This window comes from Mucilaginibacter flavus, assembly GCF_030409315.1.
Taxonomy (GTDB): domain Bacteria; phylum Bacteroidota; class Bacteroidia; order Sphingobacteriales; family Sphingobacteriaceae; genus Mucilaginibacter; species Mucilaginibacter flavus.
Genome location: NZ_JAUFPS010000026.1, coordinates 204503 through 225580 on the forward strand (window position 1 = coordinate 204503; position 21078 = coordinate 225580).

The window sequence follows — 21078 nt, forward strand, 5'->3', positions numbered from 1 at the left end:
AAATGCACCAGCTACTGCCAAACATAACCGGTTTATTAAATGATGTTTTTACAGGCATAACCTATTTTATGCCCGAAGCTTACCTGGTACTATTGTTCCTGGTAGTGATGATAACCGATTTGGTGTTTGGTAAAAGAGCGGTTGCCTACTGCCGTGCAATAGCCTGTGCAGGCCTGGTGATTGTGCTTTTTAAAGATTTGCTGCAATTTGGCCTGGTTTTAAATGGCTGGCACCTGATATTTAATCATATGCTGCTGCTTAACCGCAGCAGTATATGCTTTAAATCCATCATCGATTTGCTGGCGTTGATGTTGCTGCTTTATTTCACCTGGGATAAAAAGCTAAAAGCGCATAGTAAAGGTCTGGCCGATTTGTATTCTATAGCCATCGCGTCTGTATTTGGTTTGCATTTGATGGTGATGGCGGTAAACCTGTTATCTATTTACCTGGCTATTGAAATGGTTTCCATCGCTTCATACCTGATGGTGGCTTACCGTACCGAGAATGCTTTGAGCACCGAAGCTGGTTTGAAATACGTTTTGTTTGGCGCGGCATCGTCGGCCATTATGTTGTATGGAATATCGTTGCTATATGGTTTTAGCGGATCGTTAGATTTGCAGGCTCCTGCAATGATAGCGCAATTATTAAAAGTAAATTCCTTCAGTGCTTCTTTTGCGGTGGTATTGGTGCTAATTGGGATAGGGTTTAAATTATCATTTGTCCCGGTTCATTTTTGGGTGCCCGATGTTTACCAGGGCGCGCCAACGCCGGTTACCGCGTGGCTTTCAAGTTTACCTAAAATAGCTGCCTTTGCATTGGTACTTAATATTTTACCCTTTGTAATGCCAATTGGTAAAGCAATAGGCTTTGATTTAACAATTGTTTTTGCAGTGATAAGCATTGTTACCATGATAGCCGGCAACTTTGCAGCCGTAATGCAAAATAATGTTAAAAGGATGCTGGCTTATTCAAGCATTGGGCATACCGGTTTCGCGCTAATGGCGGTTATTGTACATAATCCGCAAAGCTTATCTGCCTTAACTTATTACCTATTAGTTTATGCCCTGGCTAATATTGGCGCGCTGGCGCTGGCCAGTTACTTTAGCAACGTTGCCGACGCCGAAGACATAGAAGGGTACAAGGGCCTGGGATTAAAATATCCTATTGCTTCGGTTTGTTTTACCATTATCCTTATCTCGCTTACCGGTTTACCAATAAGCGCCGGATTTACCGGTAAACTATTTGTTTTTTCGGCAGTGTACAATATTTATCAGCAGGATAGCAGCATTTGGCTTGCATTATTGATGATTACCGGGGCCTTAACTACCGTGGTATCGCTATTTTACTATATTAAAATTCCGCTGAATTTATTTCTTAAAAGATCAGAAAACCAAGATATTGAATACAGGAAATCTTACAATTTGATTGTTTTAGCTTCAATTATTGCCTTCGTGTTAATTTTACTGGGTGTTTTCCCCAATTCTATATTAAAATACCTTTAAATTTGATTTTTTATTGTCTATTTAATAAAAAGTTAACATTTTCTTCTTTTAATTGCTCAAAAAGTATTAATTTCAGGCCGTTTTAAAAACGAATTCCTAACTAATACATGAAGCGTTACTTTCCTTTTTTCATTATTCTTGTAATACTGTCGCTTACATTCCTGTTTCCATCTGTTGATTTCAAAAACTCTGGTTCGCCGCAATTTAATACCGGTGATATAGCCTGGATGCTGATGTCAACAGCGCTTGTTTTGATCATGACACCAGGATTAGCTTTCTTTTACGGCGGCATGGTAAACAAAAAAAATGTGATCTCAACCATGCTGCAAAGCATCGTTTGTATGGTTATCATTACCGTGCTTTGGGGCATATTTGGTTTCAGCCTTGCCTTTGGCGAAAGTTTCCACGGCATTATAGGCAACCCATCCACTTTTTTTATGATGAAGGGCATGCTGGGCAACGCTACCTGGAAAGCCGCGCCAACTATCCCGTTGTTGCTGTTTGCCATGTACCAGTTGAAGTTTGCCATTATCACCCCGGCGTTGATCACCGGCGCTTTTGCCGAGCGTATCCGTTTTAACTCTTACATTATTTTTCTTGTACTTTTTTCCATTTTCATATTTTCGCCACTGGCACATTGCACCTGGCACCCTGATGGCATCCTTGCCAAGTTAGGCGTGTTAGATTTTGCAGGTGGCACGGTAGTGCACATGTCTGCCGGATGGGCGGCTTTGGCTTCGGCTATTTACCTGAAGCGCCGTAACGAGGCCAATCATTCACCCGCCCGCATCACTTATGTGATGATAGGTACCGGTTTGTTATGGTTTGGCTGGTTCGGGTTCAACGCCGGTTCGGCATTTGGTGCAAACGCTTTGGCGGTAACCGCTTTGGCCACCAGTACTACGGCATCTGCCGCGGGTGGTATTACCTGGATATTTTTTGATATGCTGCGTGGACGTAAACCATCGGCAATGGGTACTTGTATAGGCGCGGTTGTAGGCCTTGTGGCCATTACACCTGCGGCGGGTTACGTAACTGTACCGCACTCGTTGGCTATCGGTATTATATCGGCCGTGGTGAGTAACCTTGTTGTAGAGTGGCGTACCCGCACTACCATCGATGATACGCTCGACGTATTCCCTTGCCATGGGGTAGGTGGTATGGTGGGGATGCTGCTCACAGGCGTATTTGCCAGTCAGCATGTAAACCCTAATAATACTACAGGCAACGGTTTGTTTTTTGGCGAAACACACCTGTTCCTGGTGCAGCTTTTGGCTATGGTGGGCGTATCTGTATTCGCTTTCTTCGGATCATTGCTGCTATTAAAAATTACGGATATGATATCGCCACTAAGGGTTTCGGCAGAAGAAGAAATGCTGGGGCTGGATATCAGTCAGCATGGCGAAAAGCTATGATCTAAACATCGAATTTCAAACCAACTAAATAAACCTGAAAGTCCGGCTGAAAAGCCGGATTTTTTTGTTTTATGGAGCAAGGATTTTTGGAGCAAGGATTAATGACATAAAAAATGGAGGGCTGTTAAACACTTTGAAAATAAATTTGGTATTATTAATTGCAACTTGTGCTTATCTTGATTCTTGGCTCTTAATTCTTGACTCTATTTCAAAAATGTCTATCGACAATCAACTAAATATCTTCAATTCTCCTCATCAAAATTTATTACCTTTTGATAGCGAGGTTTTGCTATACCCCAACTTTTACCAGGAGGATGGGATTTATGATATTTTTGAACAGTTAAAGAACACCATTCTTTGGAAACAGGATGCCATGAAAATTTATGGCAAAACAGTCAATTTTCCTCGTCTTACCTCCTGGTATGCCGATGGCGATCAGGAATACACGTACTCGGGAGTGGTAAACACGCCCAATCCTTTTACGCCTTCGCTTATCAAAATCAAACAAGCCGCCGAAGCGCAATGCGGTAAGCAATTTAATTCGGCCCTGCTTAATTATTACCGTGATGGTGGCGACAGCATGGGTTGGCATAGCGACGATGAAAAGGAACTAAGCGGCAACCCGGTCATCGCTTCGGCTTCATTTGGTGCTACACGTACCTTTCAGTTTAAGCACAAAACTCAAAAGAACGCCAAAGTATCTGTGGCTTTAAACAACGGCAGTTTGCTGATAATGCAGGGAGCTACCCAACACCATTGGTTACACCAGGTACCTAAAACCGCTAAAGAGATGGGAGCGAGGATTAACATTACGTTTAGGGATATTAGGTATTAGATGTGCAGATTTTAGATTACAGATGTGCAGATGAAATGTAAGAATCAGAATTTACAGAATTTTAGAATTTTCAAAATAACGCTGCATTCTGTTAATTTTCTAATTCTGTAAATTCTGATTCTGACAAATAGTCAAGTAAAAACATCTGCACATCTGTAATCTAAAATCTGCACATTTAAATTGCATGTTTAAACTACTATTTTATGACAAATGATTTTAGTAAGAGTCCATTATAAATGATACCTTTGCAGCCTCATTCCGAATCATGAGCGATCAGATTAAACATGAATGCGGTGTGGCATTTATCCGCTTACTAAAGCCACTATCTTTTTATCAGAAAAAGTACGGAACTGCGCTGTACGGCCTGAACAAGCTTTACCTTTTAATGGAGAAACAACATAACCGCGGCCAGGATGGCGCTGGTGTTGCTACCATTAAATTAGATATTGCTCCAGGCAAACGTTACATAAGCAGGCACCGCTCAATGGCATCTAATGCTGTTGCTGATATCTTTGAATACATCCAGAAGAAATTCGCGGATATTCAAAAGGAAACTCCCGAAAAAATGCTTGACGCCGAATGGCTTAAAGAGCACGTGAGTTTTACCGGCGAAGTTTTATTGGGGCACCTGCGTTATGGTACCCACGGTAAAAATAGCATTGAAAGCTGTCACCCCTTTTTAAGGCAAAACAACTGGCAAACCCGTAATCTGGTTATTGCAGGTAACTTTAACATGACTAATGTTGATGAGTTATTGCAACAACTATATGATTTGGGTCAGCATCCTAAGGAGCAAGCCGATACCATTACCGTATTGGAAAAAATGGGCCACTTCATCGATACCGAAAACCAGGGCTTATTTGACCAGTATAAACGCGAAGGTTTGGACGATAACGTAGAGATCAGCAAGTTGATTGCTAACGATATGGATGTTGCCAAAATCTTAACAAAATCTGCCAAAAACTGGGATGGCGGCTATACTATAGCCGGTATTCTTGGGCATGGCGACGCGTTTGTAATGCGCGACCCGGTTGGTATCCGTCCGGCGTTTTACTATTATAATGACGAGATTGTAGTTGCGGCATCAGAGCGCCCTGCTATTCAAACAGCCTTTAACGTGCCGATGGAAGAGATCAGGGAGATTATGCCTGGTCACGCCCTTATTGTTAAAAAGAACGGCAAGATCACCGAAAGTATGTTTAGCGAACCAAAGGAAAAAAAATCATGTTCATTTGAGCGGATTTATTTTTCACGTGGCAGCGATTCAGCTATTTATCGCGAACGTAAACAATTGGGTCGTTTGCTTTGTCCACAGATATTGGACGCTGTTAATCACGATATCAAAAACACCGTGTTCTCCTACATCCCAAATACAGCCGAAGTTGCATTTTACGGAATGGTTGAAGGGGTACACAAATACGTAAAAAAATACCAGCGGGACAGGTTATTAAACCGGGAAGATAAAGTAAGCGACGAAGAGCTTAGCGAAATCCTGGCTTTGGCACCACGTGTTGAGAAAATAGCGATCAAGGACGTTAAACTGCGTACCTTCATCACCCAGGATGCGGATCGTAGCGAAATGGTTGCCCACGTTTATGATACCACTTATGGCTTGATAAAACGTGATACCGATACCCTGGTTGTTTTGGATGATTCAATTGTACGTGGTACTACGCTTAAACAAAGTATCCTGAAAATATTAGACAGGCTTGGTCCTACCAAGGTTGTAGTGGTATCATCAGCGCCGCAGATCCGTTATCCGGATTGTTATGGTATTGATATGTCGCGCATGGGTGAGTTTGTTGCTTTTGAAGCGGCCATCAGCCTGTTGAAAGAAATGGGTAGGGAAGATGTGATTCTTGATGTTTACCAAAAATGTAAGGATAGCATTAAGTTACCTAAAGAGAAGGTGCAAAACCACGTAAAAGCGATATATGAGTTGTTTACAGATCAGCAGGTATCTGATCGTATAGCGCAGATCATTACCCCTAAAGAGATTAAATGCGAGGTTAAGGTAATTTATCAAACTTTAGATAATCTGCACATTGCCTGCCCGGATCATACCGGCGACTGGTACTTTAGCGGTGATTACCCAACCCCTGGTGGTAATAAAGTGGTTAACCGCGCTTTTGTTAACTGGATGGAAGGTAAAAACCAAAGAGCTTACATGTAGCCTCCTAACCCCCTGAAGGGGGAATTAAAATATCAAGGCGATGAGTTTTTTCATCGCCTTTTTTGTTGAATAATATTTCCATACAAGTCATTTAAAAACCAAAACAAATCGTCATCACAAGTTTCTAAATCCAGTTGACTCTGATGAGGGAAATAAACATAAAAGTTTGTCATCCTGAGGAACGAAGGATCTATTCTGCACCAAGCTTATTCGTCCTGAAAGTTTGCGAATAGATGCTTCGTACCTCAGCATGACAGGGTGGAAAGGAGCGTTTGATGCGTCACTCACCCTTCAGAGGCCGAAGGGTTTAAAAAAACTACCCATGACGTTTTGTAAAAAATGTTTGTCATCCTGAGGTACGAAGGATCTTCTTCGCCACGCTAATTGCAGACTTTTATAGCGAAGAAGATTCTTCGTGCCTCAAAATGACAGGGTGTAGAAGGTAGTTCTTACGTCACCCCCTCCTTCAAAGTCCGCCGGATTTTATAACTCGCAATGACATGGACTATAAAGCTAATGATTGGGCCTAAGACGCAGTTGGTGCCGAGAAAATGATATGCGTAACGAGTTTATCTACCAACACCAGCGATGCTATAATAAGCGCCACGCCAGCAACTTCGTTTAAGCGATGGATAAGTTTAACCGAAATCCTGTCGCGCAGTTTATCGGCGTAAAAGGCTTTAAGAGTATCCATGCCAAATTGCAGGATAAGAATAGTAAGAAACATTACCGCGATGTGAAACGACCGGTGCGGACTGCCAACCAGGAATGTTGTACTTGCGGCGCCGATAACCACCGTCCAATGGAAAAGGAGGGTAGGGTTAAAAATACACATCAGGAAACCTTTAAGGAAATAGCCAAACCTATCGGCACTGGTTGGTACCTTATTGCCGTAATTGATCTCGGCTTTTTTAAACATATAGTAAAGGCCCAGTACAAATAATATAACAGCGCCGGTAATACCTGCTATAAGCTTGGTATGGTCGGATACGTCAATATATTGTGATCCAAATAATAAGGCACCCACAAAAAAAATATCGCTGCTTACAACACCAAGTGCAAGAGCAACGCCTGCATGAAAACCTTTTTCAATGCTGGTTTTAATAAGAGCAAAAAAGACCGGGCCAGTTAAAAACGTCAACACTAATCCAAACCCTATACCCGAAACAATGGCTTTTATCATTAAGTTAGGCTTTGTTCATTTTTGAACAATGCGAATATGCAATTTTATCTATTAAACAACGAAACTTAAAATTGTGATTTATTTAATTTAAAAAAGTGTAGCCACTTTTACAAAAATTGAATTATGTTTAACGATTCAAAATCTATTCTGTATAACCAATTTTAACAATGGAACAAAACAAGGCCAAAAGCTATAGTTCGGCGCTTTATACGCTAATAACTGTATTTTTCTTCTGGGGCTTCTTAGCCGCCTCTAACGGTGTATTCATACCCTTTTGTAAAGAACATTTTCATTTAACCCAGTTTGAATCTCAGCTAATTGACTTTACCTTTTATGGCGGTTATTTCATAGGCTCTCTGATACTGTATTTTGCTTCATCTATAAGTAAAGTAGATATCATGAATAAAATGGGTTATAAAAATGGTATCATCTTAGGCCTTATCATATCGGCTGTAGGTGCATTGGGTATGATCCCTGCCATCGCCACCGGATCTTTTGGCTTTATATTAGCAGTATTTTTTATCATAGCCGTTGGTTTTTCACTACAGCAAACAGCGGCAAACCCGTTTGTGGTTGCTTTAGGCCCGCCAGAAACAGGTTCAAACCGTTTAAATTTTGCGGGTAGTATCAATAATATCGGTGGTTTATTAGGTCCCGTAGTTGTAGGTATTATTTTATTTGGATCAGCATCTGCCAAAATTGACGCTAAAGATGTACAGATATCTTCTGTAAATAACCTTTACTACATGCTTGCCGGTTTATTTATCGCAGTAGCTATCTTCTTTTGGTTTTCAAATTTACCAAAGGTAACCAGCGACGAAACTATCGAACCAAGCCCTAAAGCAAATACTCCACTTTTAATTATGTTCCTGGCGTTCCTGCTTATTTTGGCGGCCGACCCGTTGAGTAAAAAATTGGGCGTGCCAAGTCAATATTTTGTTTACGCTTCATTGGCTATTATTATACTTACCCTGGTGGGTACAATTTTTGCCGCTAAACAAAGCAAAGAAGGCTGGGGTGCTATGCAGTATCCGCAATTGATTTTGGGTATGCTGGCCATATTTACCTATGTGGGTACCGAGGTTACTATTCAAAGTAACATGGGTTCGTTGTTAAAAACTCCGGAGTTTGGTTCATTCAAAGAATCAGATATAGCTCCATATATCTCATTATATTGGGGTAGCTTAATGATCGGTCGTTTTGCAGGTGCTATTGGCGCGTTTAACCTTTCAAAAACTGTTAAGTACATACTTACCATTCTTATTCCTTTTATAGCATTTGGCATTGTATTGTTAGTAAATGCTGCAACCGGTGTAAATGTGAGCAATCTGTATGGTTACGCGGCTTGTGTAGCCATCTTGATTGTCGCTTTCTTCATCGGTCAGCAAAAACCAACCCGCACTTTAGCCGTGTTAGGGTTATTGGGTATGGCATTTATGTTAACAGGATTGGCTACAACAGGTAAAATAGCAACTTTCTCTTTCATTAGCGGGGGCTTATGCTGTTCAATTATGTGGCCATCAATTTTCTCATTAGCTATTACAGGCTTAGGAAAATACACCAGCCAAGGCTCTGCGTTTTTGATCATGATGATTTTGGGTGGTTCAATCATTCCGCCATTGCAAGGTAAAGTAGCCGATGGTAGCAATAATGTTATTCCTGGCATGAGCGGTATTCACTTCTCATATATAGTACCTGTATTGGGTTTTGCTTACCTTGCATACTTTGCATGGAAAGTAAGCCGCGAACTACGTAGCCAGGGTATCGACCTTGACCACGTTGAAGTAGCAGCGGGCCACTAATTAAAAAAAGATGTCATTGGTCATTGGGTCATTAAGTCATTTTAGTATGATTTAATGACCCAATGACGTTAATGACCTAATGATTAAAAGTATGAAACCAAGTTTCGATTCTATTTTCATGAACCTGGCTACAGACTTGGCTAAGCGCTCGCACTGCGTTAAAGCCCACGTAGGCGCAGTTTTAACCCGCGATACCCGTATTATATCCATTGGCTATAACGGGCCGCCAGCGGGTACGCATAACTGCGACGAGGAATGGCCCGGCGTGGGTTGCGCGCGCGATTCAAAAGGTAGCTGTTCGTTGGCACTTCACGCCGAAGAAAACGCTATACTATATGCCGTTAAAAGCGGAGCAAAGTTAGAGGGAGCCACTTTGTATACCACGCTCTCGCCTTGCATTGCTTGTGCAAGATTGATTTATTCGGCCGGGATAACCAAGGTTTATTACGATAAATCATATGCCGAGTACAAAGGCATCGGCAGCGATGAGGGCGTTGATTTTTTAAACAGGTTTGGTGTACCTACGGTAAGATTTGTGGAAGATGAGGAGCGCATTATATAGTGTAGAATCCAGACTTACGAAGTTTTTAAAACTTCGCAAGCCTTTCTTGTTTCGTCATCAGCTATCTTACTATTAGGCCATGAATGGCTCAATATGGCTCAGCGCAAAAAGCAGCTGTTCGGCTTGTGTAAGGTCCGTATTATCCAATATAATAGCGTCCTCGGCTCGTGTGAGTGGGCTTTCCTTACGGGTAGTATCCTGGTAATCTCGGTGCGCCAGGTTGTCAAAAATCTCTTCTAAGGTAATGTCAGGATTGGTTGGCAAAAGCTCCTTATAGCGTCTTTCGGCGCGAATCTTAGGGTCGGCTGTCATAAATAGCTTAACCTGGGCGTTAGGGAACACAACGGTTCCAATATCCCGGCCATCCATCACAATGTTTTTTGATTTTCCCAAACGCTGCTGTTGCTTAACCATGGCAACACGTACATCATGTATTGCCGCCACGGCACTTACTTTATCGGCAACGTGCATCTGCCTGATCTCGTCAGATACTTCCTCGTCATTAAGGGTGATATGGCTTTGATAGTCGCGCGAGTGAAAATTAAGGTGGATGTTTTTTAACGCTTCGGCAATCTGTTCGTTATTTTCCAGGTCGATATTGTTACGCAAAAAGTATAAAGCCACGGCACGGTACATGGCACCACTATCTACATAAATAAAATGAAGTTTTTTTGCTAACGCTTTTGCAAGCGTACTTTTTCCGCAAGATGAATAACCATCAATTGCTACTACAATGTTGTTGCTCATAAGAACCGCTAAAATAATAATTTTTGTGATGGCTTGAGCGGGCCAGCACCGCGTAAAGCTGTTTTATTTATCTTAAATTGATGTTAACAACAGGGTAATTATCTGATTGTGATAGCGTGTTTACAGCTTTACACCACGTAAAAAATCTTCAATTCCCATTCTTTTTTTTCCTTCCAATTGTACATCAGTTAAACTGATGAAGCCACCTTTGGCTGCAAATTTTAAAAAGGTTTTGCCATCGGTAAGGAAACCACCTGGTTGTATGGCCGGCTCATCTATCAATAGTTCAGACGCGTATATTTTTAAACTTTTGCCGTTTAAGCTGGTGTAAGCGGTAGGCACCGGGCTTAAACCACGTATCCTGTTATAAATGGCTTCGGCAGGCTGCAGCCAGTCTATTAAGCAATCTTCTTTGAAAAGTTTGGGGGCGTGTTTAAGTTCTTCGCCGGTTAGCAGTTGTACCTGCGGATGCTCGTTATAACGGCCGCTTTCAACCGCTTTAACGGTTTTTACCAGCAGACCGGCACCCTTGTTCATCAATCTGTCGTGCAAGTCGCCCGCAGATTCATGGCCTGTTAGCGTTATTTTTTCAGTAAATAAAACATCACCGGTATCAATTTCATGTTTAAGGAAAAAAGTAGTTACACCGCTTTCTTTTTCGCCATTAATTATGGCCCAGTTGATAGGGGCGGCACCACGATATTGGGGTAATAAAGAAGCATGTAAATTAATGGTGCCTTTAGTCGGCATGTTCCAAACAACTTCGGGCAGCATCCTAAAGGCCACCACTACCTGTAAATCGGCATTCAGGGCCTTTAACTCGGCCAAAAAATCCGGGCTTTTTAGTTTTTCGGGTTGTAAAACTTTTAAGCCGTTGGCTACCGCGTATTGTTTTACAGCCGATTGATTAAGCTTGTTACCGCGGCCAGCCGGTTTATCGGGGGCGGTTATTACACCAACAATATCGCTGCCGGCTGTTATCAAAGCATCAAGCGATGCAACGGCAAACTCGGGGGTGCCCATAAATACAATTCTCATGTTATATGCTTTTTATTTGCTTCTGCTATTAGTTGTATAATAAGTATTTGCTGCGTGTTTTGTTAAATTGTTTTAAGCCGGCTTGCCAGCTACTTCTGATCTCGGCTTCGGTTTTGCCTTCGGTAATCTGTTTTTGTAGCTCTTTACTACCCGCCAGTTTAGTGAAGTAGGCATTGAAAAAATGATCCTTATCCGGGAAGGCCTTATAAAGCTCCAGCAGCCAGCTTAGGTTAATATGACCCATCGCGGTAATTTGTTGGGCGCTATAATTTTTTAAATCAATCCCAAAACATTCTTTATCCTTTTGCGGTGGATTTTCACTCATGCCAGGGATACTTAAAGGCGTAAAAGAATATTTATAAGTTCCCTTTAATAAAGGATGCCCCAATATCAAAAACGGAAAATAAGTACCCCGGCCCAGGCTAAACGTTGTACCCTCAAACAGGCAAATGCTGGGGTACAATAAAATAGATTGATTGGTATTTAAGTTTGGCGATGGATTTACGGGCAGTTTATAAGCCATTTTATGGGTATAGTTGGCTACTTTAATAATTTTTAACCTGCATTGTACGCCATCTTTAAGCCAGTGTTCGCCGTTAATCATTTTGGCATATTCGCCAATGGTCATACCGTGGCTGATGGGGATGGGGTGCATACCTACAAAAGAATGGTAGGTGGTATCTAAAACAGGACCGTCAACCAGGTAGCCGTTAGGATTAGGCCTGTCCAGTATCATCAATTCCACATTATTTTCGGCGCAAGCCTCCATTACGTAGTGCAGGGTTGATATATAGGTATAAAACCGGGCGCCAACATCCTGAATGTCAAATATCATCAGGTCGATGCCTTTTAAATCTTCGGGAGTTGGTTTGTAATGTTTGTTGCCGTACAGGGATATTACCGGCAAACCTGTTTTGGTATCAACGGCATCGTTAACCACGGCACCATTGCTGGCATTACCGCGGAAGCCATGTTCCGGGCCGAAAACTTTTTTGATGCTGATACCGCGTTTTAGCAAACTATCAACACTGGGCGTAAGGGTTTTACCAATAACAGAAGTTTGATTAACAACCATCCCAATATTTTTTCCCTTAAGATAATCAAAATACAGCGGAATTTGATCGGCCCCGGTAATTATTTCTGTGTTAATTTTTTTGTCGGTTTTAATGCTATCTGTTGGTTTAGTATGATGGATAACCGCGCTGGCACAAGCCGTGTTGATACTTAGTACTGCTATTAGTGCGGTTTGTAGAAAAACAGTGGTGGTTCTCATAAAATATTGTGTTGAAACAATTTAAAAAGTAGCAGGTTTAATAGCAAAACCGCATATTTGCGAAGGTACTAAAAACATGCTGCATTGAGTTTCGCCTCCTTTATATCAACCCGTATAACATTCAAAACCAAGCGTACATTTTCAAAACTGATTGTACGTATTGCCATTATTGGCATTATGCTTGGCTTAGGGGTAATGATATTAACATTAGCTATTATTAAAGGATTTAAACACGAAATTCGCGAAAAAGTTCGGGGCTTTGCTGGCGATATGCGCGTGGTGAAGTTTGATCTGAACAGTTCATACGAAAGTTCGCCCATAACGTACGATGCCGCCTTTGTTCAAAAGCTGCTGAAATTACCGCAGGTAACCAACGTAATGCCTACTGCCACCAAGCCCGGTATTATTAAAGCCAATAACGAAATTGAAGGTGTTGTATTAAAAGGCGTTGACAAAAGTTACGAGTGGAGCTACTTTAAAAAAATGATGGTGGCCGGCGACGTTATTGATTTTAGAGATTCTGTTGAGGCGCAAAAAGAGATCATGCTATCGCAAACAACTGCCGATAGGTTAAAGCTTAAGGTTGGCGATAAGCTGTTGATGTATTTTGTGCAGGAACCCTTGCGTAAGCGCCAGTTTAAAATAAAAGGCATTTTTAGCATCGGGGTAGAGGAAGTTGATAAAACATTTGTAATTGGCTCGTTATCATTAATAAACCGACTTAATAATTGGAAACCCGCCGAGATAGGCCAGTACGAGATTCGTGTTGCCGATTTTGACCAGTTAAACCAAACTGCCGATAGGGTAGATGACATTTTACCCATCAAAGAAAAAACGCATACCGTTATGGATGATTATCCTAACATTTTTGAGTGGCTCAACTTGTTAGATGTAAATTCGGTAGTGATGCTGGTACTCATGGTAATTGTGGCGGTGATCAATATGATATCGGCATTACTTATCATGATCTTGGAGCGTACCGCTATGATTGGCATGTTTAAAGCCATGGGGGCATCAAACTGGAACATTCAAAAAGTGTTTTTATTTAACGCCACTTACCTCATAGGTTTAGGCCTTATACTGGGGAATGCTTTGGGCCTTGGCCTTGGCTTTTTTCAACAGCAAACCCATTTCTTTAAACTCGACCAGGCTTCTTATTACATGACCTTTGTACCCGTAATGTTTAGCGCCTGGGATATTCTTTGGCTTAACATAGGTACGCTGTTCATTTGCCTGCTGGTGCTTATTGTGCCATCTATGCTGGTAAGCAAAATTTCGCCGGTTAAGGCTATCAGGTTTAAGTAATCTTTAAGAAGCTGTTTAAAAGTAAGAAAACAGATTGTTATTGCCTTTGGTAAGATTCTCAACATCTGAAGAATGGCATGGTGTGAATGAGGCGCAGACGACTCACCCCGACGAGGCTACGCCCGTCTCCCTCTCTCCGACTGCGTCGCATAGAGGGGCAAGAGCTTTCTATTTTTCCATCCTCTTTGCGGCTTACCGGAGAGAGGGTCGGCCAGCGAAGCGTTGCCGGGGTGAGTCGTCGCCAGCGTTTAAACGATAAGCAATTGGTAGAAGGAATAACAAAGCAATGGCGATTTTTGACTATAATATCCTTCCGGAACCGTTTTTTGACGGCTTCTAAATATTTTGCGGTTTTTGAATGTTTAATAAGTTATAATTGAAACCCCTATCGATCATACCCGTGCATTTTGGCTGAAGCCCCTTTGTATATCGCCTTTGTACGCCCCACAAATGGAACGAACATGAATTTTCAAATGGCTTTCGAATTTGATTTTTAATTCATTGCCGTTTTGACTTTAGCCAACGGTTAACGAGAGTAACTAAAAAAGAAGGTTTTAGCCCCAAAAAAATCAAGATAGGACTCTAAAAACGATTTTCCTAATTTGATACTCCTTTACTTTTTATTGGTAAAGTTAAATTTTAGGTTCACGCCGCCTGCACCAAACTTTATCTGTTGCGATCCCAGCCCTTGAAGCGGGTATTTCAAAAAAGGTTCAATAACAAGGCGGTTGCTTTTACCTATGGCGGTTCCTAAACCAACGGAAACGTTTAACGTTCTGGCAAAATAAAAGCTGTTAAAGCTTTGCTTATCGGTTTGATCGGTGGTTTGCTGTGTTACACCTGCCAGCAACGAATTGTGGGTAATGCCGTAGCTGGTGGTATAAGCCTCGTTAATAAACGTGCCCGAACTTAGGCCTGCCGAAATGTACGCGTCTGTTTTTTGCGGGTTAAACTCGTATTTAATATTGATAGGTACATCAAGCCCTACCAGGCTGGCGTTGTAGTTTTTAAAGGTAGGTAATGATGAGGCAGGTGCCAGCATATCTTCCTGTTTTGTAGCGGCAAAGGCTAACGCGCTGGCCGCGTTTGTATTTGGCGGCGTGGTGCTGTTGTATTTTAAAGTGTTTTGTGCCAATGCTATCCCTGTTGATAGCTTAAGATTTTTGCTCAATTTAATATCAGATGTAAAACCCGCGCCGGCATTAACCTGGTTACTGCTGCCTTTGGCGTAGTTGAAAAATGTAGCGGCGTACACACCAAATTTCACCCGTTTGTCATCTGCCGGCTTTTCTTCCGGGCGTTTAGACTGATTTTGCTCTGCCTTAAACATGGCGTCCATGGCGCTTGCTGACGTAGCTGTTTTGGCAAATTGTTTATCTGTAGCAGCAGGTTTGCTATCCGCGGTTTTATTAGGGATAATATTATTGTTTACAGCATATTGGGCAGCATCTGTTTTTGGCGGTGCCAATTTAGCGGTATCAGTCCCTTTTTGCGTAGTTGCTGCAATATTAGTTTGTTTACCAACCTGTGGCGTAACAACCGCCACATTACTACTACCGCCTATGCCGTTATTACCACCGGTAGTCAAAGGCTGACTATTTAAAGCAGGTTGCTTTTGCTGATTAGTTGCAAGCATGTTGCTGGCTTGCGTTGTGTTTGCATTATTTACTGCCTGGCTTTTAACTACCGGTACATTGCTTTGCGCCATATTATTTTGTACAGGAGCCGAAGCCCCAACCGGGCTTTTATGTGTTTGCTTACTGTTTGGAATGATATTGTTTTGAGTTGACGTTGCTAAGCTATCCGCCGGTTTATTTCCAGTTGTATTTAGCGTGCTGGCCAACTGTGCAGCCGAGTCTTTAATTTCTGTTTTATGTTGATGTTGTTTGATTGGGTTAATAGCAACGCTATCATTTGCCCGCTGTTTTTTACCAAGCATCCAAACGCCTATGCTTAAAAATAGCAGTAAGCCGGCAGCCACACCTGCCCACCATAACCAGGCCACCGGGCGCTTTTTCTCCTCCTCAGGGAATCGTTCCCTAAGCAGCAGCCAGCCTTCATCGGCGGTGGTGTCTTCGTAATTATCAAACACCTCCCTGATGCGGTTCTTTAAGTCGTTATCCAACTGATGATCGTCCATGGTTTTGTGTTTCGTGCCTTAATATTTTTCTCAATCGTTCTTTAGCCCGGCTTAAATAAACGCGCGATGAACTTGCCGGGATAGCTAACATAGTACCAATTTCGTCATGATTGTAACCATCTATTTCGTACATATTAAAAATGGTAAGCTGTATAGGCGGCAGCTCGTTCATCAGTTTTAATATATCCTGTGCATTTAAATTATCAACCGTACCCACATTACTGCTAATGGGCGCGGCGTTATCCAACTCAACATTTAACTGGAATTTAAGATCCTTGCGACGGCGGTCTATAGCGGTATTTACCACAATTGTACGCAGCCAGGCTTTAAAGGGTTTATCTGTATTGTAATTATATATAGCGTTAAATACTTTTATAAATGCATCATTTACGGCCTCTAAAGCATCATCGCGATTTAAGCTGTAACGCAAGCCTATACCCATAGCATAGCCATAAAACTGCTTATACAGCATTTCCTGGTATTTAAGGTTGCCTGCTTTGCATTGGCTGATGATTTCTTCTTCAGTAATGCGTTTGGGTAGATGCATTAAGTATGTTTAATTCCGCTAAATATTGTGTTGGTTTTTATGCCCTTACGCAGCATGTAACCACATTGATACAAATAAAAAAAATGTTTTTTGTTTGCAGGCCACGCCCGTGTCAATAGAGTTAACTACAAATTAATATGGCTTGTAATTAAAAAAGCCGTCGGCCCAAAAAGGCGACGGCAGTTTAGTTAAAAACAAATATTAATTTAAAGTTCTGCTAAGGTCATAACGCCCGATAGTATCTGGACTTGAGCCTGATGTAGAACGTAACATCTTTAAATTGGTGCCATCGTACAAATACTGGAACAAACCCGATAAATGTTTTTTGGTTTTTGGAGCCGTTGCGCTGTAAGTACTATCGCCAAACAGCATATAATAGCCATCATAACTAAACGTACCATGACTACCCGCATGCACAGTTGAGGTATCGCCTGTTACCTTAAAATGGTAATCAGTTGTTAACTTAAGTGTTATGCTGGTTCTGAGGCTGTCATAGTTGCCTGAGCTGTTTTTGGTATAAAATCTAAACTGGCCCGAAAATGTTCCAGACGGTGCCGGCACTACGGTACTGGTTGATTTGGGCGAGCAAGCAACGGCGAATATTAACAATATGGGTAATAAATAAGATAAAAAACGCTTCATATTTCTTTGTATTTACATTGGTTACGTACATAAAGATACAAACGCTACAATATCTAAGTGAAATTTTAAAGTTTTTTTGCCTCGTTCCAGAATATGTCCATCTCGGCAAGGCTCATATCCTGTAGTTGTTTACCGTTCTCTTTGGCCTTCAATTCAAGGTATTGAAAACGCTTGATGAATTTTTTATTGGTTTTTTCGAGCGCGTTTTCGGGGTTGATGTTGATAAAACGGGCATAGTTGATAAGTGAAAACAGCAGATCACCAAATTCGGCTTCGGCTTTTTCATGGTCGATGGCGCTTTCGTCTTCGGCGTTAAATTCGTTTTTAAATTCCTGCATCTCTTCTTCCACCTTGGCCCAAACCTGGTTTTTCTCTTCCCAGTCAAAGCCTACGCCACGCGCTTTTTCCTGTATGCGCGATGCTTTTACTAATGCCGGTAATGAAGCGGGCACACCGCCCAAAACAGATTTGTTGCCTTCCTTAAGTTTAATTTGTTCCCAGTTGCGTTTTACATCTTCTTCGTTTTGCACTTCTACATCGCCATAAATATGCGGGTGGCGGTTAATAAGCTTATCGCAAACGCCGTTTAAAACATCAGTAATATTAAAATCATTGGTTTCAGATGCTATTTTGGAATAAAAAACCAGGTGCAGCATAATATCGCCCAGTTCTTTTTTTATCTCCTGCATATCATCGCCTAAAATGGCATCGCTTAGTTCGTAAGTTTCTTCGATGGTTAGGTGGCGTAAACTTTCCAATGTTTGCTTTTTATCCCATGGGCAGTTGGCCCGCAGATCGTCCATAATGATCAGTAAACGTTGAAATGCTATGGTTGAGGTAGGAGCGGTTTCAGGAGCTTTTAAAGGCATGTGTTTGTATTTGTTATACAGCAAAGATAGGTGCTTAGGGGAACAATCAAACTATCGGATTTGATGCAACTTGCAATTCAAACAACGTTATTTGTAAAATATTAAAACCTGCATTGATTTAATTTAAAAGCTCCTGACATAGGGTTGTCATGAGTGCCCGGTAGTTTTGTGTAACAATCAAAATTAAAGGCCATGAGAAGCAACAACATACCCCAAATCAAAATAATTCCCGATAACTACACATCTGTAACACCCTGGATTATATCACCTTCGTCGGCAAAATTGATGGAGTTTTTAAAAGCGGCATTTGATGCCGAGGAAATTCCGAATAGCAGGATTATGAATGCCGGGGATGCTATTATACATGTAGTGGTCAAAATTGGAAATGCCCGGATTATGTTATTTGATTCGCGCAGCGGCTGGGGGTCGACACCAGCGTTTTTAAATTTGTATGTAGATGATGTTGAGCTGGTTTATCAAAAAGCGCTTGCCCTGGGTGCAAAATCGGCAACCGAAATAACAGCCAGGTATTTTGGCGAAAAGGTTTGCCGGCTTTTAGATCCGTTTGGCAACCTGTGGTGGATAAACCAACGTATCCCCCATATTGATTTTACTAAACCTGGTGAGTTAGAACGGCGCACATCTGTTCCTCAGGCTGTAGCGGGTATAGCGTATATTCAACAATCTGTGGATGAAGCGTTAAAAATTCAGAAGGAGTTTTTTGAAACTGAAGCCGCTTAAAAACAGGGCGAATTTTTATTAACAGCATAAACTAAACGGTATATTGAAAGCGTATGGGATTAACTTAAAAATGTCCCTCGCAGCATTTCTCTTTTTCCTGCTGCGCCGGGTACCTTTTCAATTTTAAAACCGAGAGCTTTGAGCATTCGTTTAAGATTACCCGTTATGGCATAGGTTACAAACACTCCGCCCGGCTTAATAAAACCAGCCGCGTGGCTAATAGCCTCCTGCTCCCACATTTCTGGCTGGCGGGAGGCGGCAAAGGCGTCGAAATAAATAATATCGTATTTGGTGCCCGATGTAAAATCGAGGAGTTTAACCGCGGCTATTTGTAAAGTATTGCAAGGATCAATGCTAACCGGTTTTTTAAAAGCTTCTGTATAGTTAGCTAAATAAGATGACCATAGCGCAGGCGAAGTGTATTCCTGGTAACCAGTTTCACTCATCATTTGTGAGGTAAGCGGGTAGGCTTCTATACCGGTATAATCAAGGTTGGTGTTTTTTAAACTGCAAACATCGGCACTCAACAAAAAGTTTAAACCAGTGCCAAAACCTACTTCCAGTACGCTTGTATTAACGGTATCATTATTGGCTAAAAAATATTCCAGTCCCGCATTGACAAACACATGCCTGCTTTCCTGCAAGGCGCCATTACGCGAATGGTAAAGCTCGCCAATCTGCGCGTTGTAAATGGTTTTTGACCCATCGGCAGTTGTAACTATTGATAGGTCATACGGTTGTTCATGGTTCATAGATAATGGTTCATGGTGAAAGCTGCATTGTTAGTAAAAAATGATTTTCGTTTAAAACAATCCTTTGTCTTTAGTATTCCGAACTATGAACTATGAACTATGAACTATGAACTATGAACTATGAACTATGAACTATGAACTATGAACTATGAACTATGAACTATGAACTCAGTAATTATCTCTCCTAAATCATAAACGGGTACCCCGGTAATGACTCCTGCTACTATACTTGCGCCGGCTGCCGAGCGATAACCCGCCGCGCAATGTATTACGATTGGTTTACCTGTCGGGATTTCGTTAAGGCGATTGCGTAACTGAGGTAGCGGTATATTGATGGCGGTATCAAATGCTTTACTGCCGTTTACTTCGCTTTCGTTCCGTACATCTACAATGGTGTAGCTGTCTGTATCTGCTTTAAAAGCTGCCAGATCAAGATCGGGCAGTGTTTCGTTGGTATTTTTAGGCGATAACTGGGTGGCCAGAATATTGCTTTCATAACCTATTTTAGCTGTCTTTTTTAACAGCTTACCAATAATTTCTTCGCTATCGGCTACCAGGTAAAATTTTTCATCTGCTTGCAGGATTGATCCTAACCAGGTTTCAAATTTTTCGCCGTCCTGCAGGTTAATAGCACCTTTAAGGTGGCCGGCCCGGAATATGCTTTTAGCGCGACTATCAATAACCGTAATATCATCCTGTAGCTGAATGTCGGCATCCATCATAGGTACCTTATCAACATTTTGCTGCATTGCAGGCGCACCGGCTTTGTTCAGCTCCACATCATAACCAAAATAATTGGGTACAAAGGGCTGATCGCTGGTGAGGGTTTTGATGAAGGTAAATTCATCCATCAATTGCAGGGCATAGTTTTCTAATAACTCGCGCCCGATGGTACTTTGCAAATCCGGACTCATATTTTTGCCGCATAAGGAACCTGGGCCATGCGCGGGGTAAACAATAACGTTGCGGGGCAGGGTCATGATTTTATGACGCGTGCTCAGGTACATTTGCTTGGCCAGCTCTTCTTTTTTTGCGGTAATATTGCCAACGCTCTCGCGTAGGTCGGGGCGACCAACATCGCCAACAAACAAGGTATCGCCCGTAAAAACAGCCTGTTCTTTGCCATCTTCATCTACCAGTAAAATACAAATAGAATCGGGTGAGTGGCCTGGTGTGTTGATGGCTTTTAGTTTAACGTCATTTAGTTGGATAACATCGCCATCATCAAAAGTTTCATGTGGGTAGGCGGCACCGGTAAGTTTGCTGCAATAAATTACAGCGCCGGTGGTTTCATGAATTTCCAGGTGCGAACTTACAAAATCGGCATGGGGGTGGGTTTCAATAACGCCAACCACATCGGCTGTGTGCAGCGTAGCGAAATCATAGTAAGGCTGCGGATCGCGCGCCGGATCAATAACGATCATTTTACCTGTACGGATCACCGCATATGAGGCATGCGCTAACCCTTTATCATAAAATTGCTGGATAATCATATTCGGCGGCAAAGATAGGAGTTTGTGTTGGATGTTGTAAGCTTGGAATGTTGTAACGT

The 21078-nt window shown here is 41.9% G+C and carries 18 protein-coding genes; 8 read left to right on the plus strand and 10 right to left on the minus strand.

Annotated elements, in window-relative coordinates; all coding sequences use genetic code 11:
• The first annotated feature begins 2 nt into the window (after positions 1-2).
• The 4 genes from QWZ17_RS10730 to QWZ17_RS10745 all read left to right on the plus strand — a co-directional run bounded on the left by QWZ17_RS10730 (position 3) and on the right by QWZ17_RS10745 (position 5925).
• Positions 3-1502 carry an NADH-quinone oxidoreductase subunit N gene (locus QWZ17_RS10730; protein WP_290305199.1) on the plus strand — a complete coding sequence of 500 codons (1500 nt, stop codon included), beginning with the start codon at positions 3-5 and terminating at the stop codon, positions 1500-1502.
• Between the two features lie 107 nt (positions 1503-1609).
• Entirely contained in the window at positions 1610-2917 is a 1308-nt protein-coding gene (locus tag QWZ17_RS10735) for an ammonium transporter (protein ID WP_290305200.1), read from the plus strand.
• Between the two features lie 214 nt (positions 2918-3131).
• Entirely contained in the window at positions 3132-3752 is a 621-nt protein-coding gene (locus QWZ17_RS10740; protein WP_290305201.1) for an alpha-ketoglutarate-dependent dioxygenase AlkB family protein, read from the plus strand.
• Between the two features lie 265 nt (positions 3753-4017).
• On the plus strand, positions 4018-5925 hold the full coding sequence (locus QWZ17_RS10745; RefSeq protein WP_290305202.1) for an amidophosphoribosyltransferase: 1908 nt from the start codon (positions 4018-4020) through the stop codon (positions 5923-5925).
• 526 nt (positions 5926-6451) lie between these two features.
• On the opposite strand, the gene QWZ17_RS10750 is transcribed toward QWZ17_RS10745, so the two are convergent.
• The gene (locus tag QWZ17_RS10750) at positions 6452-7108 is read right to left on the minus strand and encodes a LysE family translocator (RefSeq protein ID WP_290305203.1); all 657 of its coding nucleotides are present in this window, start codon (positions 7106-7108) and stop codon (positions 6452-6454) included.
• Between the two features lie 167 nt (positions 7109-7275).
• Here QWZ17_RS10750 and QWZ17_RS10755 point away from each other — a divergent pair, with 167 nt between their 5' ends.
• Positions 7276-8910 carry an MFS transporter gene (locus QWZ17_RS10755; protein WP_290305204.1) on the plus strand — a complete coding sequence of 545 codons (1635 nt, stop codon included), beginning with the start codon at positions 7276-7278 and terminating at the stop codon, positions 8908-8910.
• A 91-nt stretch (positions 8911-9001) separates the two neighbouring features.
• A complete protein-coding gene (locus QWZ17_RS10760) occupies positions 9002-9472 on the plus strand; it encodes a deoxycytidylate deaminase (protein ID WP_290305205.1) in 471 nt (156 codons plus the stop codon).
• Positions 9473-9544: 72 nt separating this feature from the next.
• Here the strand turns inward: QWZ17_RS10760 and cmk are convergent, their stop codons facing one another.
• The 3 genes from cmk to QWZ17_RS10775 all read right to left on the minus strand — a co-directional run bounded on the left by cmk (position 9545) and on the right by QWZ17_RS10775 (position 12530).
• Entirely contained in the window at positions 9545-10219 is a 675-nt protein-coding gene (gene cmk / locus QWZ17_RS10765; RefSeq protein WP_290305206.1) for a (d)CMP kinase, read from the minus strand.
• Positions 10220-10339: 120 nt separating this feature from the next.
• Entirely contained in the window at positions 10340-11257 is a 918-nt protein-coding gene (gene fmt, locus QWZ17_RS10770) for a methionyl-tRNA formyltransferase (RefSeq protein ID WP_290305207.1), read from the minus strand.
• A 28-nt stretch (positions 11258-11285) separates the two neighbouring features.
• Positions 11286-12530: an exo-beta-N-acetylmuramidase NamZ family protein gene (locus tag QWZ17_RS10775; RefSeq protein WP_290305208.1), complete on the minus strand. Its 1245-nt coding sequence runs from the start codon at positions 12528-12530 to the stop codon at positions 11286-11288.
• 84 nt (positions 12531-12614) lie between these two features.
• On the opposite strand from QWZ17_RS10775, the gene QWZ17_RS10780 reads away from it, so the two are divergent.
• Positions 12615-13835 carry an ABC transporter permease gene (locus tag QWZ17_RS10780; RefSeq protein ID WP_290305209.1) on the plus strand — a complete coding sequence of 407 codons (1221 nt, stop codon included), beginning with the start codon at positions 12615-12617 and terminating at the stop codon, positions 13833-13835.
• 613 nt (positions 13836-14448) lie between these two features.
• Here the strand turns inward: QWZ17_RS10780 and QWZ17_RS10785 are convergent.
• The 4 genes from QWZ17_RS10785 to mazG form a co-directional block, all read right to left on the minus strand.
• Positions 14449-15975, minus strand: a complete 1527-nt coding sequence (locus QWZ17_RS10785) for a hypothetical protein (protein ID WP_290305210.1) — start codon at positions 15973-15975, stop codon at positions 14449-14451.
• Positions 15953-16522 (minus strand): RNA polymerase sigma factor, encoded by a 570-nt coding sequence (locus QWZ17_RS10790; protein ID WP_290305211.1) that lies wholly within the window; start codon positions 16520-16522, stop codon positions 15953-15955. The genes QWZ17_RS10785 and QWZ17_RS10790 overlap by 23 nt, the downstream gene beginning before the upstream one ends.
• Positions 16523-16723: 201 nt before the next feature.
• Positions 16724-17164 (minus strand): hypothetical protein, encoded by a 441-nt coding sequence (locus QWZ17_RS10795; protein ID WP_290305212.1) that lies wholly within the window; start codon positions 17162-17164, stop codon positions 16724-16726.
• A 65-nt stretch (positions 17165-17229) separates the two neighbouring features.
• Positions 17230-18033, minus strand: a complete 804-nt coding sequence (gene mazG, locus QWZ17_RS10800) for a nucleoside triphosphate pyrophosphohydrolase (RefSeq protein WP_290305213.1) — start codon at positions 18031-18033, stop codon at positions 17230-17232.
• Positions 18034-18225: 192 nt separating this feature from the next.
• Here mazG and QWZ17_RS10805 point away from each other — a divergent pair, with 192 nt between their 5' ends.
• Positions 18226-18774 carry a VOC family protein gene (locus QWZ17_RS10805; protein WP_290305214.1) on the plus strand — a complete coding sequence of 183 codons (549 nt, stop codon included), beginning with the start codon at positions 18226-18228 and terminating at the stop codon, positions 18772-18774.
• A 59-nt stretch (positions 18775-18833) separates the two neighbouring features.
• Here QWZ17_RS10805 and mnmC2 read toward each other — a convergent pair whose 3' ends face one another.
• Positions 18834-19526 (minus strand): tRNA (5-methylaminomethyl-2-thiouridine)(34)-methyltransferase MnmC2, encoded by a 693-nt coding sequence (gene mnmC2, locus QWZ17_RS10810; RefSeq protein ID WP_290305215.1) that lies wholly within the window; start codon positions 19524-19526, stop codon positions 18834-18836.
• A gap of 146 nt (positions 19527-19672) precedes the next feature.
• Positions 19673-21019, minus strand: coding sequence for an MBL fold metallo-hydrolase (locus QWZ17_RS10815; RefSeq protein ID WP_290305216.1), 1347 nt, complete (start codon positions 21017-21019; stop codon positions 19673-19675).
• Positions 21020-21078: the final 59 nt, after the last annotated feature.

What these genes read in the sequence shown, in the direction of transcription:
- QWZ17_RS10730 (WP_290305199.1), top strand. Translation starts at nt 3, where the DNA reads ATGCACCAGCTACTGCCAAACATAACCGGTTTATTAAATGATGTTTTT.
- QWZ17_RS10735 (WP_290305200.1), top strand. Translation starts at nt 1,610, where the DNA reads ATGAAGCGTTACTTTCCTTTTTTCATTATTCTTGTAATACTGTCGCTT.
- QWZ17_RS10740 (WP_290305201.1), top strand. Translation starts at nt 3,132, where the DNA reads ATGTCTATCGACAATCAACTAAATATCTTCAATTCTCCTCATCAAAAT.
- QWZ17_RS10745 (WP_290305202.1), top strand. Translation starts at nt 4,018, where the DNA reads ATGAGCGATCAGATTAAACATGAATGCGGTGTGGCATTTATCCGCTTA.
- QWZ17_RS10750 (WP_290305203.1), bottom strand. Translation starts at nt 7,108, where the DNA reads ATGATAAAAGCCATTGTTTCGGGTATAGGGTTTGGATTAGTGTTGACG.
- QWZ17_RS10755 (WP_290305204.1), top strand. Translation starts at nt 7,276, where the DNA reads ATGGAACAAAACAAGGCCAAAAGCTATAGTTCGGCGCTTTATACGCTA.
- QWZ17_RS10760 (WP_290305205.1), top strand. Translation starts at nt 9,002, where the DNA reads ATGAAACCAAGTTTCGATTCTATTTTCATGAACCTGGCTACAGACTTG.
- cmk (WP_290305206.1), bottom strand. Translation starts at nt 10,219, where the DNA reads ATGAGCAACAACATTGTAGTAGCAATTGATGGTTATTCATCTTGCGGA.
- fmt (WP_290305207.1), bottom strand. Translation starts at nt 11,257, where the DNA reads ATGAGAATTGTATTTATGGGCACCCCCGAGTTTGCCGTTGCATCGCTT.
- QWZ17_RS10775 (WP_290305208.1), bottom strand. Translation starts at nt 12,530, where the DNA reads ATGAGAACCACCACTGTTTTTCTACAAACCGCACTAATAGCAGTACTA.
- QWZ17_RS10785 (WP_290305210.1), bottom strand. Translation starts at nt 15,975, where the DNA reads ATGGACGATCATCAGTTGGATAACGACTTAAAGAACCGCATCAGGGAG.
- QWZ17_RS10790 (WP_290305211.1), bottom strand. Translation starts at nt 16,522, where the DNA reads ATGCATCTACCCAAACGCATTACTGAAGAAGAAATCATCAGCCAATGC.
- QWZ17_RS10795 (WP_290305212.1), bottom strand. Translation starts at nt 17,164, where the DNA reads ATGAAGCGTTTTTTATCTTATTTATTACCCATATTGTTAATATTCGCC.
- mazG (WP_290305213.1), bottom strand. Translation starts at nt 18,033, where the DNA reads ATGCCTTTAAAAGCTCCTGAAACCGCTCCTACCTCAACCATAGCATTT.
- QWZ17_RS10805 (WP_290305214.1), top strand. Translation starts at nt 18,226, where the DNA reads ATGAGAAGCAACAACATACCCCAAATCAAAATAATTCCCGATAACTAC.
- mnmC2 (WP_290305215.1), bottom strand. Translation starts at nt 19,526, where the DNA reads ATGAACCATGAACAACCGTATGACCTATCAATAGTTACAACTGCCGAT.
- QWZ17_RS10815 (WP_290305216.1), bottom strand. Translation starts at nt 21,019, where the DNA reads ATGATTATCCAGCAATTTTATGATAAAGGGTTAGCGCATGCCTCATAT.